The following is a 16,040-nucleotide window of genomic DNA, read 5'->3' on the forward strand; positions in this document are numbered from 1 at the left end:
GTAAGTATAATGACGCAGTTTACGGTCTGCGCACCACACAGCCTAGGAGACAAATGATGACACATGAAACCAAACTGGCTCGTGCGCTCCTTGATCCGCAAGACGTGTACGAAACCCCTAATGATGTTTTGAACGATCCTGACCTTGCAGAGAGCCAAAAGATCGAGGTTCTTCGTCGTTGGGAATACGACGCAAGCGAACTTAGTGTCGCTGAAGAAGAAGGCATGGCTCAAGCTGATGGCATTTCGCTCTATCAGGTCTTGCAAGCCCTGCACCAATTGGTCCCTGATATCGACCCGGATCGAAGCCCACCCACCAAACAAGGTGGGCTGGACAGAGGTGCGCTTAAACCTCACCTCAAGAAGGCCTGATTAAATCTTCTTCTCATTGCTGCCATTGACGCTCCGCTCGGCTCACGGCCACTTATGCTTAAATGACTAATGAATGTCAGGTCGGTTTCACGCGCGTTGAGCTAGACCTCTATCTTTGAGCAGGCTTCAAATACCCGACCGTGATCGATGATAGCGCGACTAAAACTGCTGCAGTGCCGAACATAAGAGGCAGCCCTCCGACTTGGTAGGTCAACCCTGAGAGCAGTGTCCCTGCCAGCCGTCCCCCCGCATTGGCCATGTAGTAAAAGCCCACATCCATGGTCACGCGCTCAGCCTTGGTGAAGGATAGGATCAAATAGGAATGCAGGGAGGAATTCACAGCGAAGATCGCGCCAAATACCAGCAATCCGACAATGAGAGTTGTGGTCATCCACATCTGTGGGCCATCCGCGAACATGGACGCCAAGGTCAGACCTGCTGGAACGATGGCAAGGCCCCATGCCCATCTGTGTGCGGCTGCGATCAAGTCTGCCTCAGGTCGGATTTTCGCCCGCAAAATACGAGGAGCGTTGGCCTGTACCAAACCATACATGATCACCCAACCGGCCATGAACGTTCCAATTAAAAAGAACGCGGCCCGGTTACCTTCTGTGGAGCCATCCGACAGTACGGCATAAAAGTAGATCGGAATACCGACAACAAACCAGACGTCCCGCGCACCGAACATGAAAACCCGTGCCGCGCTCAGCAAGTTCACGTTGTATGATTTGGAAAATACTTCAGAAAATTTAGCACCTTTACGTCCCTTTGGTAGACCCGGCGGCATCGCGAACAGGACCGCTATCAGGATCACAGCCAAAATCGCAGCCATTCCGAGAACAGCCCAGACAAACCCCAGCATTGCCAGCAGTACGGCACCAAGAAGAAAGCCTAAGCCCTTAACCATGTTTTTGGAGCCGGTCAGGAATGCCACCCAGCGAAAGAGCCCCCCGTTTGCTGATGGTGCAAGCAACTTTACGGCTGATTTGGAAGACATCTTGGCGAGGTCCTTTGCTGCCCCGCTCGCCCCCTGCACCAGCATCACATAAACAACCGAAGCACCGACCGTCCAACTGGGATCAAGCCGGGACAAAGCCAACAGCGCGAGAACTTGCAGGCCAATCCCTGCATAAAGTGTCGACGTTAGACCAAATCGCGCAGCAATCCAGCCGGCGCACAGATTGGTCACCATGCCTGCAACCTCATAAAGCACAAACAGATAGGCAAGCTGAACAGGCGAGAAGCCAATCATATGGAAGTGCAGCAACACCAACATGCGCAGTGCGCCATCGGTGAGCATAAAGGCCCAATAAGATGCAGTGACCGCAATGTAGGCCGATAGCCCCTCAGGGCGTGGGGAGGTGTCGGTCACAGGCTATTCCCTACCATGCTGGCGACATCGATCAGCCGATGCGCATATCCCATTTCGTTGTCATACCACGCGTAGATTTTCACCTGTGTGCCGTTGATGACCATGGTGGACGGCGCATCGATGATGCTAGAGCGTTCGTCATTGGTATAGTCGGCGGATACCAGTGGGCGTTCTTCATACCCCAAGATGCCTTTGAGCGGGCCTTGTGATGCGGCTTTGAACAGAGCGTTGACCTCATCTGCTGTTGTCTCACACTCCACCTCAAATACGCAGTCCGTCAGGGATGCATTGAGTAGCGGTACGCGAATGGCATGGCCATTCAGACGACCGGTCAACTCGGGGTAGATCAGTGTGATAGCTGTCGCGCTGCCGGTCGTGGTCGGGATTAATGAGTTTAATGCAGATCGAGCACGACGCAGATCTTTGGCAGGACGGTCAACAAGGGTCTGCGTGTTCGTGACATCATGGATCGTCGTGATTGAGCCATGCTTGATCTTCAAGTTTTCATGAATGACTTTCACGACCGGCGCGAGGCAATTGGTCGTACAACTGGCAGCGGTCACAATACGATGGCGGTCGGGTTCGTAGATGTCGTGATTGACGCCATAGACGATATTGGCGGCATCCCCGTCTTTCACAGGCGCAGACACAACCACCTTTTTTACACCTGCATCGAAATAGGGCGCGATTTTTGCCTCTGTTTTGAAAGCTCCGGTGCAGTCAATTACAACATCAATCCCCTCCAAAGGCAGCGATGAAATATCACATGTACCGATAAACGGCAGGCGTACACCATCGATTGTAATGCTATTGCCATCATGTGAAAAATCAGCCTTCCACCGCCCGTGAATCGTGTCGAACTCAAGTAAATGAGCGTGCATTTCAGGGTCGCCTACGGCATCATTAACCCAAGCGATTTTTGCCCCCCGCTCAAGCAAGGGCTTCAGCGCGAGCTTGCCCATGCGGCCAAGGCCGTTGAGAGCATAAACAGTCATGTGAATGCCCCTTCCTCTTTCGACTGCCCGATCTCATCGATTGCCTTTTGCAAAGACATTCGATCCAGCGACGCGAGCGGCAGGGCGGTAAAGCCAATCAAGCGGTTGCGCAACGCGCCGTAGGTCTGCTGAAATGCAAGGCTTTTTTCGGCGTCAGTACCTTCAACACTGACCGGGTCAGGAAGCCCCCAATGCGCACTGATTGGCTGGCCCTGCCACGAGGGGCATTCCTCGTTTGCGGCTTGATTACATACCGTAAAGACGAAATCAAAGTCAGGAGCATCCGCGCTTTGGAACTCTGATACGTTCTTGGAACGCAGGACTGAGACGTTATGCCCTTTTTGTTCCAGCACTTGGAGCGCGAATGGGTTGAGCGCCGAGCGGGGCTGAGTGCCTGCGGAGTAGGCAACAATGTGATCTCCAGCGATATCTCGCAGAATGGCTTCCGCAAAGATTGAGCGGGCAGAGTTTCCCGTACATATGAACAGGACGTTGAACTTACGGTCGGTCATTGGAGTGTCTCCGTGTGAGGCAGGCTTGGTATTGGGAACGCAAATGTCAGGTCGCCCCCTGCAACAATCATGCAGGAGATAGTCAATGGTTTCGCGGGCAGCATCTAAGTCGATAGCGTAACGCAATGACGTTCCGATACGCTCTTGCGTCACCAAACCGGCTTGCATCAGGGCGCTTACATAGGCCGAAAGCGTATTTGGCTTTAGCCCAAGCGCCCGCGCCAACTCAGTCGCAGGAACGCGATCGGGGTAACGGCGCATGAGAAGCCGGAACAGGGCCATCCGTTGCGGATGGCCAAGCAATGAAAAGCGGTTAATGATTTGTGATTCCATAATTCACGAATAACAGAATTAATAAATCTCAAAAAGTGAAGTTTTTGTAAAAATCCCTTTCGACAGCCAAACGAGCGACCAAGAAAGACCTTGCAATATCAAACACCAGTAGAGAAATTTGAGGCCTGTGTTGCAGCGGTCCATTGAAACCGCACAGCTGAACTTAGTTCATTTTACCGCGAATGTCTGGATTCCGCCCCTTGTGTTGATCGACGCGAGCTGCCCAAAGTCGTCGTTGGGCTTGGTCGCAGCTAACGGCCGCTTCGAGCCCAAAAGTTACAGAAGCTGCAGAACGCCCGGCCGGCAACAACTGGCGGAATCTGATTTCGGCAGGCGAGATATTTGAGCACGACGCAGTATATTGTATCGCCAATTGCCGCTTTCGAAAATTCGCGTCCACTTGGAAGCCAAATTTCGAGATGTTCTACAATTGACCTAAGTCAATGCAGCTTTGGGTGATTAGGCGTTAGTTAGAGAAGGTATCATTGGTAGCGCTATCGGCGCGGCGTCAACTGGCGCACATATAAATTGGTATTCAGTCTAAATCGACACCATCAAAGGACTCTCGAAATGCCTATCCACAAAGTTGATCTCAACGACCAATCCACTCTTCAGGATATCTATGCGACGGATGCCTCAGAAAAAGGCCTTCCAAAGTATCGCTTGCCGGACGGGGGAGCTGAGCCGCATGCCGCGTATTCTTTGGTACGTGACGAACTGCTGCTGGACGGAAATGCGCGTCAGAACTTAGCGACGTTTTGCACCACTTGGGTTGAAGATGAAGTTAAACAGCTGATGACAGACGCCGTCGATAAGAACATGATCGACAAAGACGAATACCCACAAACCGCCGAGATCGAAAACCGCTGCGTCCACATACTCGCAGACCTCTGGCACGCCGAGAAATCATGGGAAACTGTCGGCTGCTCGACCACAGGATCAAGCGAAGCTGCTATGCTGGGGGGCTTGGCGTTTAAATGGAAATGGCGTGCGCGACGCGAAGCCGAGGGCAAGGACACCAGCAAACCCAATATCGTCACCGGCCCAGTGCAGATTTGTTGGAAAAAATTTGCACGGTATTTTGATGTTGAAATCCGCGAAGTGCCGCTTGAAGGCGATGCGCTTGGGATACAGCCAGAAGACCTGCGCAAATATTGCGACGAAAACACCATCGGCGTGGTTGCAACGTTGGGCGTGACGTTCACTGGCATCTACGAGCCGGTCGAAGCCTTGGCGCGCGAGTTGGATTCAATGGAGCGTGATCTTGGGCTTGATATTCCGATCCACGTCGATGCGGCATCGGGCGGTTTCATCGCACCGTTCATCCAGCGTGATCTGGTCTGGGATTTTCAGATCCCGCGCGTCCGGTCGATCAATGCTTCAGGCCACAAATACGGGCTGGCTCCGCTGGGTGTGGGCTGGGTGATTTGGGCGTCAAAAGAAGATCTGCCTGAAGACCTGATTTTCTACGTGGATTACTTGGGTGGCAACATGCCGACATTCGCGTTGAATTTCTCTCGTCCGGGCGGTGAGATTATTGCGCAATATTACAATTTTCTGCGGTTGGGCCGTGATGGATATACAGCGATTCAGCAGGCATGTGCTGACACAGCTCAATGGCTGGGCGCAGAACTGGCCAAGATCGGACCATTCGAAATGGTTTACGACGGTCATGGCGGTCTACCTGCTGTTGCCTACAAGCTGACAGATGCTGATCATGGCTTCACTCTTTACGATCTCTCAGAACGGGTGCGGATGCGCGGGTGGCAGATTGCGTCCTATCCGCTACCGTCGAACCGCCAAGAAACTGTCGTGCAACGCATCCTGATACGCCACGGGGTCAGTCGCGATCTGGTGGAACTTCTTCTTGATGATATGAAACGTGCAATTGAGCACCTATCAAAGAATCCGATCCCGAATTCCACCGCTAAACCGGGCTTCCATCATGGATAAATCGGGAAACCACTTGAGGGCGGCAGGGAGACTTGCTGCCCATATCTCGTGGCTGACTCTGTTGTTGGCCGCTGGACCTGCACTGGCGCAAGATGGGGCACCCTCAACTGGCCAAAGCGTGGTTGGCCAGATATTTGACCAGATCGAACCGGTCACCGAGGCTGGGCTTCACGGCTTCTTTCAGCTTCTGGACAACCAACCAATTGCCTTTGTTCTGCTTGCGCTGACACTTGGCACATTGATCGGAAAGATCAGCTTTAAGACGGTTTCTTTGGGGTCCACCGCAGGCACGCTGCTTGTGGGGGTCATTCTTTCGATGATCGCCGAGGCGGCCTATGGCATCACCTATTCTATCCCCGGAATTTTGTCCTCTTTCATGCTGTTGCTGTTCATGTACGCCCTCGGGTTGAAAGTCGGCCCACAGTTCTTTTCCGGCTTGCGCAAAGGCGGCTTGGCCTTTGTCGGGATAGGCGTAATCGTCTGGGTTCTGAACTGGGTCATCTGCTATTTCGGGGCAAAACTGGTCGGTTTGGCACCCGGTTACGCAACAGGGCTGATATCGGGAAGCTATACCATCACGGCCATCTTAGGCGTTGGTCAAGGTGCTATGACCAGTGGCGCATACGTGCCGCCTGATGGCATGACGGTTGAGGAAGTCGGTGCAAACATGGCCGCGGCTTATGCGATCAGCTATGTCCTATCGACTGTGGGTATCATCCTGTTGATCCGCTACCTTCCCCGTATCTTTGGCTATGATGCGGAAGCAGACGCCAAGCGGGCCGAGGCCGAGTACACGGGCGGCGCCATGCATCCAGTGCCAGGTGCCCCGGGGGCATTGACGATGAGCGCGTCCCCCTATGATCTTCGCGCGTTCAGTGTGACTCATTATCACTTTCTAGGGCGCAGCATTTCGCAGTTGGCTGCTGATTTCCCGCATGTGCCGATCTTGCGTGTGGTGCGTGATCACCAAATTGTAGAGCTGTCCAGCGATCCCGTGATCGCTGCAGGCGATATCGTAACCGTCCGCAGCAATGTACATGATCTGATCCTCGAAGAAGGTGAACTCATCGGACCTGAATCCGATGATCAATTGGCCCGCAATGTGCCTTTGGAAGTTGCCGACGTCCATATTGGTTCACATGCTGTTTCTGGGGAAACTATAGCAAAACTGGAAAGCCACGGTACCGGTGGTGTGGAAGTTCAAGCTCTGTTTCGAGCTGGTAACGAGTTACCATTAGGCCCCGATAGCGACGTTCGTTTTGGCGATGTGCTGCGCCTGACAGGTCCGGATGCCGCAATAAAAGCAGCAGCAAAACAACTTGGCGGGCACGCGATTTTGCCGACAATGAAATCCGAGGTGCTCTATCTCGCGCTTGCCATGCTGGTGGGGTACTTGGTGGGAATTGTTACTGTCACAGTTTCCGGCATCCCCTTCGCGCTCGGCACATCCGCGGGTGTCATCATGGCCGGTGTGGGCGTCAGCTATTTCCGAAGCCGGAATCCAAACTTTGGGGGGCCCGTACATGAAGGCGCGCGTAGCTTTCTTCAGGATTTCGGTCTGAATGCATTTGTGGCTGTTTTGTCGGCCAATGTCGGTCCCAAGGTGATTTCTGCCCTCGGTGGCGACACAATCATGTGGCTCGCGTTGATCGGAATAGCGGGGGCGCTTATCCCGCCACTCGTCGCATTTTGGGTCGGAGTAAAAGTCTTTGGCTTAAATTCGATTATTTCAGATGGTGCCACGACTGGCGGCAGAAACAGTACCCCCGGACTGAATGCAATCATGGAAGAATCCAAGAGCTCTGTTGCGGCTGTTCCTTATCCAGTCAGCTATGCCCTCACGACTGTGCTTGCATTGATTGGCGGCTATTTCTCCATGATCCTGTCATGACATACCAATTCATCACATTGTTGAGACAAGGATTGCGAAATTAACAAACGGCAGTGCCCCCGCGAAACGGAGTGGGGCACTGCCCCATTGATCCAGCCATGGAACGGAACGGCGCAAACTTCACAGCTGTGCGTAGCTGCAACTGCACCGGCGGGTTTGTCCCAAAGTAGACTTCGGTGCAACTTGCAGCGAAGGTCCGCTTGCCGCCCTCATCTCGCTCGGCAAGAACGGGCCTTATGGCACGATTAGAGGGGATTGAAGCGTGTGCGATAGTGATTAGCTATACTAAATACAAGATTAACATATGAGAGGAAAAATTATGTCTATTCGTAAGGTTACCGTACTTGGCACTGGAGTTTTGGGCGCTCAAATCGCTTTTCAGACTGCCTATAGCGGCTTCGAAGTTACCTCTTACGATATTGATGAAGACAAGATTGCCACAGCGCGCAAAACGATGGAGAAATTGGGCCACTCCTATTTAAATGACCTCACCGATGCTACCCCAGAGAAAGTCGCTGAGGGGACTGCCCGCATCAGCTATGCCACCGACTTGGAATTGGCGGTTCAACAGGCTGATCTGGTGATCGAAGCGATTCCGGAAATTCTTGACCTCAAAAAAAAGGTTTATGCCGAACTTGGTCGCCTTGCCCCGAGCGAGACAATCTTTGCCACCAATTCATCAACCCTGCTTCCATCCGACATAGCTGAAGCGACTGGGCGACCAGAACGGTTCTTGGCGCTACATTTCGCGAATACCATTTGGTTGCACAACACCGCCGAGGTTATGGGGCACGCGAAAACCGACCCTGCTATCTTTGATGAAATTGTGAGCTTTGCTGAAGACATCGGGATGGTGCCGATTCAGGTGAAGAAGGAACAACCTGGATATGTGCTGAATTCGCTACTGGTGCCGTTCCTGCGCGCCGCGTCGGGACTCTTGGTCAAGGGAATCGCCAGCGCTGAGGATATCGACAAAACGTGGAAAATTGCCACTGGCGCTCCTGCGGGCCCATTCGAAATCTATGACACGGTTGGCCTCAACACGGCCTATAACGTCGCTATGACAGGCGACGAAACCCAAAAAGAGTTCGCCGCCTATATCAAGGAAAATTACATCGACAAAGGTAAACTGGGACGCGCAACGGGCGAAGGATTCTATAAGTACCAAAGCTGACATCGTCAGTCGTTTTTGCGTTCGGGCCTTTGTGGCCTGAACTGCAACTTGATACATGTTTGGGTGTGAGCAAGACGTCTTGCCTGTCAATATTGCAAACCACTTCTATCAATCAAATTTGCCTAGCGCGTTCGACAAAGTGGAATTTCGAATGATGCGATCCAATCGCGCTGCCCCAGTATCTCGCTAATCCAAGATTATGAGCGCGCAGGATGCAGCCTCTCTCATCCCAACGGCGCAACCGTTGGGATGAGCGCGTTGTGTGGCTGTAAAACTCTGCCAAGTACTGGTGAATGTCACTTAAATCGACGAACCGATAATCGAACGTAACAGGTGATGCTGTGGAATATGATCGTCATTGAAAACCCATAGAACAACACGCCTTGCGCCTCTTGCTTCGTCCCTGCATCGTCAATCCCCCTGCATTCACAGATAAATTGAATCATTGATAGCACTTCAAATCAACAAGAGTTTTTCAACAGAATTCGCCCTCATCCCCTATCAAGGAACCCAAGGTGCTCTTGCTGCTCACCATACTTAATCACGGTTTTGCCATACCGCAGATTAATGCGATCTATGGTGGCGGAGAGCGTTTCGCGTTTGCTGTTTTGCCCAGGCGCAAGCGGTAGGAAAAGTTCGCCATTCCGCTCGTTAAACAAAACTAGGTTCGTGAGGTTGATGCCGATCGATGTGGCTTGAGTGCGACTGTTGGCAAACTGCGCCGCGCACCAACGCCTGCGCTGTTCCTGTCTTATCTCCCAGATGGTGCGCCTGAACTTGGAATGGTAGCTTTGGTATTGATGATTGATCCCGCGATGGTCGCCGCACATCATGTGCTGCGCGTTGGTCAGCCAAGTAAGTTGAGAGACAGTGAGCTGCGCTACCGCGTGTATGATTGCGATTGATGCTGCTTCTCACAGTTGACGCGCGAAGTAGACTGTAGCCTATTTCTGTGCGCGGCATTTACATCCCCGGTGACCTGCGCGCTTATAGGCCTGTAGAATCTTGTCTACAAAGAGCGTGCAAAGCGGGTGTTTTCTGAGGTTGTTCGCACAAGGTTTGGCCTTATGATGGCTCGCGATGTATGCGCCCATATAATTTAAGGTTAAATATTATTAAAATGGTCTGTAAGTTTTAATTTCCATTTATTGTCAAAAATATGGGCTATTTCGTATTTTAGGCACTGAATTTGCATAATTTATGGGCTTTTCACCTCATGCCAGTCTATCCCTTCCTCTCATTTACTTTAAGCTTGAATTACTATTCGGCATGACTATCATGATTGAAAAGGTTGGGGGAGTGACGTTGATCAAAAATTCGATGAGTTGGGCTATGCGCTGTTTTGGTGCCGCCTCCGCAGTTGGCTTTGCCGCGATAGCTATCGTTGTCTGTGCAGATGTAGTGATCCGAAATCTTGCACTTGCGCGGATATCATGGGTCAGCGAGTTCACTGAATATCTCATGATGGTGTCGACGTTTTTGGGTGCACCGTGGCTGTTACATGCGCATGGACACGTGCAGGTCGACATTCTCCCGCGAGCATTCTCGCAGGTCAATGCGCGTCGTTTGACAGTCGTCGCAAATATCTCAGGAATGGCAATCACGGGGATTTTGTTCTGGCGGGCATGTTTGGTCATATTCGATACATGGCAGCTTGGCTCTTTGGTATTCAAGAACCTGATCTTCCCAGAATGGTATTTGCTTGTGCCGATACTGATCTGCCTCGGGATGTGTTTTCTTGAGTTCACACTGCGCCTTGCATTGAAGGATTACGCCCAATGATTTGGTGGATGACATTGTCTATTCTGGGCGCGATTTTGGCAGGATTGTTCGCCACAGGACTGCCTGTAGCTATTGCATTTCTGGGGACGAACATTATCGGCGCCTGGTTGTTTTTAGGCGGGACAGCCGGATTGGATCAGCTTGTGCGCAACGCTTCAGGCGCGGTCAGTTCATTCTCTTTGGTGCCAATCCCGTTGTTCATTTTGATGGGGGAACTGCTGTTCCATTGCGGGCTGGCGTTCAAGGCGATTGAAGCTGTTGAAAGGTTGTTGAATCGTTTGCCCGCGCGCTTAGCTTGCGTCACAGTGGTTGGCGGTACAGCATTTTCAGCGCTGTCAGGTTCATCTATTGCGAATACGGCGCTGCTCGGCAGTACGCTGTCACAAGATATGATGAAGCGTGGCTATTCAACCACGCTATCACTGGGACCTGCGATGGCTACGGGCGGAATCGCAGTTTTGATCCCGCCGTCCACCTTAGCAGTGATGCTGGGATCACTTTCTGGCATTTCGATCACTCAGCTCTTGATCGGCGGCATCGTTCCGGGTTTCCTGATGGCTGCCGGGTTCCTTTTATATGTGATCCTTGTGGGCGTGTTCGATCCTAGCTCAGCGCCACGGCAAGACACTGCGCAGGTCTATACGTTTAGGGAGCGTTACGTGCCGTTCTTACGCGATGTGGTGCCGTTGTTTGGCATTTTTGTCGCCGTGATTGGCGGGATGCTGTCAGGGATCGCAACGCCGACCGAGGCAGCTGCACTCGGTGCAATGGCCGCCTTCGTTGCAACAATCTGCTACCGTAAACTGACATGGGATGCGCTGCGGGAATCCTTGGTAGAGACCGCAAAGGTGTCGATTTCGATCCTGTTCATCATCGTCGCGTCGACAACCTTTTCACAGATATTATCATTCTCAGGGGCGACAACGGGGATGTTGTCACTCGTGAAGGCCGTCGATCCGACGCCAATGACACTGATCTTGTCGATGCTGCTGATTTTGCTCTTGATGGGCTGCTTTATTGATCAGGTTTCGATGATGATGATCACGGTGCCACTGTTCATTCCACTTGCGCAGAGTGCGGGGATCGACCTCGTTTGGCTTGGCTTGTTGATGCTCGTCGTTATTGAGCTGGGCTTGCTGACGCCGCCCTTCGGTATCTTGCTTATGGTGATGCAGGGCGCGGTTAAAACGGTTCCGCTATTGCAAATCTACAAGGCGGCACTTCCCTTCATCCTGATCGAGATTCTCGTTCTAGGTTTGATGATTCTGTGGCCAGAACTCACGACATTTCTGCCTTCGCTCACTCGCTAAGCAAACCTTCACTTGCGTGAAAAAACGCGAGGAAATAATTCAACAGGAGACTTCACTTGACCCTATCACTTCGCTTTCTTCCGCTCGTGTCGGCGCTTACCTTGAGCGCATTCACCACTGCAACCCACGCTGAAGAGATTACATTGCGGGCGATCTCCGCCTTTCAGCCCAGCACAGTATTTTACGAGCCATTCCAACAGTTCGCGGATCGGGTGAATGAAAACGGGGCGGGGATTGTTCAGATCGAGGTGATCGGCGGGCCTGACGCAATGCCGCCTTTCGAGATAGGCAATGCACTGCGCAATGGCGTGGTGGACTTGGCAAACACGACGGCTGTGTATCACGCCAACCTTGTGCCCGAGGGACTGGCGATGACGCTGACTGATTTACCGATGTCAGAACTGCGCACGAATGGCGGTTATGATCTTTTAGACAAAATTCACCGCGAGAAAGCCAAGATCCATTGGCTTGGTCGCCTTACAGAAAATGTCCCTTATCATATCTATCTGTCCGAAGAACTCGACAGCATCGACTTTAAGGGGCTGAAGATCCGTTCTGTTCCCATCTATCAGGCTTTTTTCAAAGGACTCGGTATCAATCCGATGCAAACTGCGCCCGGGGAAGTGTATACCGCATTAGAGCGCGGCACGATTGACGGCTATGCTTGGCCCGCGACGGGCGTGTTTGATCTCGGCTGGCAGGAAAAAACAAAATCCCGTGTCGATCCAGGGTTCTATCAAGTCGAAACAGGCGTTTATTTCAGTGAGAAAACTTGGGAAAAGCTGAGCGACGCACAACGTGAATTCTTGGAGCAACAGATGCTTGACATCGAATCTGAGGCTGAGCGCTTTGTAGCGTTGGCTGCCGCTGATATTGCACGCCAAGCCGAAGCGGGTATCGTTTCCCTGTCGCTACCTGAGGCTGAAGCCGAGGCATTTATCCAGATGTCAGTAGAAGAAGGATGGAAGCCCGTTTTGGCTGCGAACCCTGAGGCTGGACCAAAACTGCGCGAGATGTTCTCTAAGTAAAGTGGGGCAGTAACATTTTTTGGAAGAGTAAAGGGCGTCTGAACCTAATCAGCCGCCCTTTTGCGTCTCGGGCCTTGTTTAGGTTAGTACGCTAAGATGCATTTTAGTTCCGCTTGATGCCATATGCTCATACATCTCGCGACAAATAAACGAGCACTTATTCACAGCTATGCTGTGATCCTATCGGGAGCTCGACCAAAGTGTAGGGTCAGCCCAATTACGCATGCTCTCATCCCTATCAAAGAACCCCAAATGCTCTTGCTGCTGACCGTATTTGATGACGATTTTGCCATTGCGCAGATTAATGCGATCTATGGTGGCGGATGCGGAATGCTCTGGATCGGATACAGGGCTGAGGCCACAACTTGTCCTCAATAGCCCCACAAATTGTTGCGCGTTCATTTTTAGTTTTGCGATCAACTAATCTTCGCGACGCAGAATTACGCTGTTAATTTTAAACGGAAGTTCGCCGTATTTTTCACGATCCGCAGGGGTTGGTTCATCGAACATAAACTTTCCAGGCAAGGCCTCTAGGCTCAACGGCCAGTCATTAGGGTTTATCTGGATTTTACCATGAAATCTGGCAGAGATTGGCACATCTGATTTACGCAGATGAAGTGCCTGCAGATGACAGATGTTGCGTTGTGCCCCGTTAAGCTCGAACTCAATACGCCGTCGCCTTTTCTGTGCAGGTATTTCAATGGAAATCTTGAACGCATAAATTCCAGCCTGTGTCGTGTCTTTGGCTGGTACAGTTTGTTTGAACACATAGGCGCCTTTATCTGAGGCGTTGGCCCGCTTTGTAAAAGCTCTGAAGGCTGATGTGTCTTTGTCCTTATCACGACCAGAATACCGCGCACGGTGAAACGTGTGAAAGACGCTTCGCACGGCCTTTTGCGCCAATGTCATGCTGCTATGTTCTTTGGCCAGAAACATCACAGCAACACGCGATGGGGCAGAGGCGACACGCCAGCGACACACCGCGTCAAGCATAGGGGTAGGGATATCCAATCCGATGTCATTGGCAAGGTACGACAAAGCAATAGCGGTTTGGTGTTTCAGATTGCGGCCATTGATGATTATGGTGAATTTGTCCCAGTCGATGGATTCCTTTTCCAAGATTCCAGCCACATCAACCAGCCAATCGCTGTGGCTGTGCCCATCCCAGCCGCCATGCCCAATGGCCATTGCAATACGCTCTTCAGGAGATGGAATAAAAACGTTTAATCCGTAGAACTCAGCTGGTTGTGCTTCTTGAAACAGCGCGTCATCCAGCGCGGCATGCGAATTTGCCGTGTGATATGCTGTTTTGTGCAAATCTATATCGCCGAACCGACCCTTTTTGAAATTTCGAGCCCTGATGCTACTCAAACGCGCGCGCAGACCAAGCACACTTTCCCCACGTGCGCTGTTCCAGCCGTCTTTCGCAAGAATCTCAAAACCTTGAGAAAAATCATTTGGGTTCACGAGCAGATCGAGATCATAGGATGTTCGGCTTTTTTGTTCAGCCAAATCAAGTGCGACCCGACAGGCCCCTTTTAAAAGAACAACCCGCAGCCCAGCATTCACCAAGTGTTCCAAAGCAGGCTTTGAGGCACCAACCGCCATGCGTGATTTGGTCCAATTTAGCCGTTGCAAACCACACAATCGTGCATACTCGGCGTGGGGCTTGAGGCGTTGATCGAACCGCGTTGTGATCGCCGCCAAAAGCCTGTGCTCTGCAAATGTTGCGTCATCTAAATCAGTGTCGTGCAACCATTGCTGAATGGCAGCAAAGGCCCGATCTTCATCGGGGCAAATAGCCGCTGTTATCAACTGATGCCGCGCGCCCTTGGGCCAAGCCCATGCCAATCGAGGAAACCACCGCGATACGGATTTTGGTTCAAAACGCTTCATTTTCCATCCTTGATGGCAGCTTGTTTTCGGCGTTGAAGCGCCATATGAGCAACTGCTAGAAATCCACGATCTTTGGCTGGATCACGGCCAGAGGATAGACTTCCTGCTATGGCGCGACGCATGACTAGCACCTCATCAATCGTGTGAAAATGAATCCCAATTTCGCGCGCCCGTGCAAGCCAGTCCACCATATCACCGCGCCCCCCTGGAGGGTCGATAATATCGCCTACTTCGTCAAAAATTTCGCGGTGAAAGACCAGATCAGAGCGTGTGATACCGGGGCGCACTTTCCCGGATGTCATATCAGACGAGCCATGTTGAAACTGCCGATGCTTGGCGAAAATGAATGATCTAGAGCCCAGTTTTTTGAGCATTCTAAGTTGCTTTTCTATTTTCTGAGGCAACCAAAGATCGTCGGCATCCACCGTTGCCACGATATCGCAGGTGGTTGCTCGTATTGCGCGACTGCTGGCTTTACCACAACCTGTGTTATCTTGTTCTATCACTCGCACGAGGCTGGAGGCGGCGCGTGCAATGTCTGCCGTTGCGTCGGATGACCCGTCATCAACCACAACGATTTCAGTGGGTTTGACTGTCTGCGACAAAACAGAGGCCAAGGTTTCCGACAGTGTCCGGTGCGCATTATAGGCTGCGATGGCAACGCTGTATTTCATAGCTACCTGAGCTCTCTGGGGAGAAGAATGTCAAAGTCTGGTTTGCGAATTTTAAGGGTGGGATCTGCTTTGCGCCGTTGCAAGCTTTTCATCAATGCACGGGCAAAACACTTTCGCGTTTCGTTTGTCTTCCGTGTCATGCTGCCGCTGTGGCGCAAATAGTAGTGACACACGGTGGTGGTTTGCACAAAACGGGTGCCAGATTCAAATATCCGCAGCAGATAGTCGGTATCTTCGGCCTGTGGCAGGGTTTCGTCAAAGTATCCTATCCGTTCAATCAAGCGGCGTCTGAACAATCCACAACTCAGGTGAATACTGGTGATCTCTTGTTGAGCGGCATCTTTGATCGGAGCAAGTGTATCGGGGTCCAATCCATTGGTTGCGATCATATTGCCATACGTCACGTCTATGTCTGGCTGATTGGCCAAAATAGGCACGTCTGCGATAAAGCGGCCTGGCACCATCATGTCGTCGGAGTCTAAAAACGTAACAATTTGGGTGCTATCCAACAGGTTGTCTAGCCCAGTGTTTCGGGCCTTGCTGACCCCGCCGTTGTCGCGCCAAACGCTGCGCACATTGGGATACGCGTCCACAAGTTTGGCAATAACCTGAGGGGTTTCATCTGTCGATCCGTCATCCACGATCAGGATATCCAACTCTACAGGCTCGTTGTGTTGAATCAGCGATCTTACGGCCAACACAAGCGTATTGGGTCTATTATAGACGGGAATGATTACAGTTGTTTTCAA

14 protein-coding genes are annotated in these 16,040 nt (G+C 51.8%); 8 read left to right on the forward strand and 6 right to left on the reverse strand.

What is annotated here, in order from left to right; genetic code table 11:
• The first annotated feature begins 56 nt into the window (after window positions 1-56).
• Entirely contained in the window at window positions 57-371 is a 315-nt protein-coding gene (locus BM025_RS06345) for a hypothetical protein (protein WP_085850657.1), read from the forward strand.
• A gap of 109 nt (window positions 372-480) precedes the next feature.
• On the opposite strand, the gene arsJ is transcribed toward BM025_RS06345, so the two are convergent.
• The 3 genes from arsJ to BM025_RS06360 are packed head-to-tail and all read right to left on the reverse strand — an operon-like array spanning window position 481 to window position 3,583.
• Window positions 481-1,743, reverse strand: a complete 1,263-nt coding sequence (gene arsJ / locus BM025_RS06350; protein WP_085850658.1) for an organoarsenical effux MFS transporter ArsJ — start codon at window positions 1,741-1,743, stop codon at window positions 481-483.
• Window positions 1,740-2,738 (reverse strand): ArsJ-associated glyceraldehyde-3-phosphate dehydrogenase, encoded by a 999-nt coding sequence (locus tag BM025_RS06355; RefSeq protein ID WP_085850659.1) that lies wholly within the window; start codon window positions 2,736-2,738, stop codon window positions 1,740-1,742. The genes arsJ and BM025_RS06355 overlap by 4 nt, the downstream gene beginning before the upstream one ends.
• Entirely contained in the window at window positions 2,735-3,583 is an 849-nt protein-coding gene (locus tag BM025_RS06360; RefSeq protein WP_085850660.1) for an arsenate reductase/protein-tyrosine-phosphatase family protein, read from the reverse strand. Before BM025_RS06360 ends, BM025_RS06355 begins: the two co-directional genes overlap by 4 nt.
• 570 nt (window positions 3,584-4,153) lie before the next feature.
• Between BM025_RS06360 and gad the strand changes: the two genes are divergently transcribed.
• The 7 genes from gad to dctP all read left to right on the forward strand — a co-directional run bounded on the left by gad (window position 4,154) and on the right by dctP (window position 12,721).
• Complete coding sequence (gene gad, locus BM025_RS06365; RefSeq protein ID WP_085850661.1) at window positions 4,154-5,536, forward strand: glutamate decarboxylase; 1,383 nt, start codon at window positions 4,154-4,156, stop codon at window positions 5,534-5,536.
• On the forward strand, window positions 5,529-7,427 hold the full coding sequence (locus tag BM025_RS06370; protein ID WP_085850662.1) for an aspartate:alanine exchanger family transporter: 1,899 nt from the start codon (window positions 5,529-5,531) through the stop codon (window positions 7,425-7,427). Before gad ends, BM025_RS06370 begins: the two co-directional genes overlap by 8 nt.
• Before the next feature lie 319 nt (window positions 7,428-7,746).
• Complete coding sequence (locus tag BM025_RS06375) at window positions 7,747-8,601, forward strand: 3-hydroxyacyl-CoA dehydrogenase (RefSeq protein ID WP_085850663.1); 855 nt, start codon at window positions 7,747-7,749, stop codon at window positions 8,599-8,601.
• A gap of 695 nt (window positions 8,602-9,296) precedes the next feature.
• Complete coding sequence (locus tag BM025_RS06380; RefSeq protein ID WP_085850664.1) at window positions 9,297-9,506, forward strand: hypothetical protein; 210 nt, start codon at window positions 9,297-9,299, stop codon at window positions 9,504-9,506.
• Window positions 9,507-9,870: 364 nt separating this feature from the next.
• Window positions 9,871-10,383 carry a TRAP transporter small permease gene (locus BM025_RS06385; protein WP_170842133.1) on the forward strand — a complete coding sequence of 171 codons (513 nt, stop codon included), beginning with the start codon at window positions 9,871-9,873 and terminating at the stop codon, window positions 10,381-10,383.
• An 8-nt stretch (window positions 10,384-10,391) separates the two neighbouring features.
• Window positions 10,392-11,693 (forward strand): TRAP transporter large permease, encoded by a 1,302-nt coding sequence (locus tag BM025_RS06390; RefSeq protein ID WP_244515508.1) that lies wholly within the window; start codon window positions 10,392-10,394, stop codon window positions 11,691-11,693.
• 56 nt (window positions 11,694-11,749) lie between these two features.
• On the forward strand, window positions 11,750-12,721 hold the full coding sequence (dctP, locus tag BM025_RS06395) for a TRAP transporter substrate-binding protein DctP (RefSeq protein WP_085850667.1): 972 nt from the start codon (window positions 11,750-11,752) through the stop codon (window positions 12,719-12,721).
• Window positions 12,722-13,141: 420 nt separating this feature from the next.
• Here dctP and BM025_RS06400 read toward each other — a convergent pair whose 3' ends face one another.
• The 3 genes from BM025_RS06400 to BM025_RS06410 are packed head-to-tail and all read right to left on the reverse strand — an operon-like array spanning window position 13,142 to window position 16,040.
• Window positions 13,142-14,617: a nucleotidyltransferase family protein gene (locus tag BM025_RS06400; RefSeq protein WP_085850668.1), complete on the reverse strand. Its 1,476-nt coding sequence runs from the start codon at window positions 14,615-14,617 to the stop codon at window positions 13,142-13,144.
• On the reverse strand, window positions 14,614-15,291 hold the full coding sequence (locus BM025_RS06405; RefSeq protein ID WP_085850669.1) for a glycosyltransferase family 2 protein: 678 nt from the start codon (window positions 15,289-15,291) through the stop codon (window positions 14,614-14,616). The genes BM025_RS06400 and BM025_RS06405 overlap by 4 nt, the downstream gene beginning before the upstream one ends.
• Before the next feature lie 2 nt (window positions 15,292-15,293).
• Entirely contained in the window at window positions 15,294-16,040 is a 747-nt protein-coding gene (locus BM025_RS06410; RefSeq protein WP_170842134.1) for a glycosyltransferase family 2 protein, read from the reverse strand.

The organism is Pacificibacter marinus, assembly GCF_900109555.1.
Taxonomy (GTDB): Bacteria; Pseudomonadota; Alphaproteobacteria; order Rhodobacterales; family Rhodobacteraceae; genus Celeribacter; species Celeribacter marinus_C.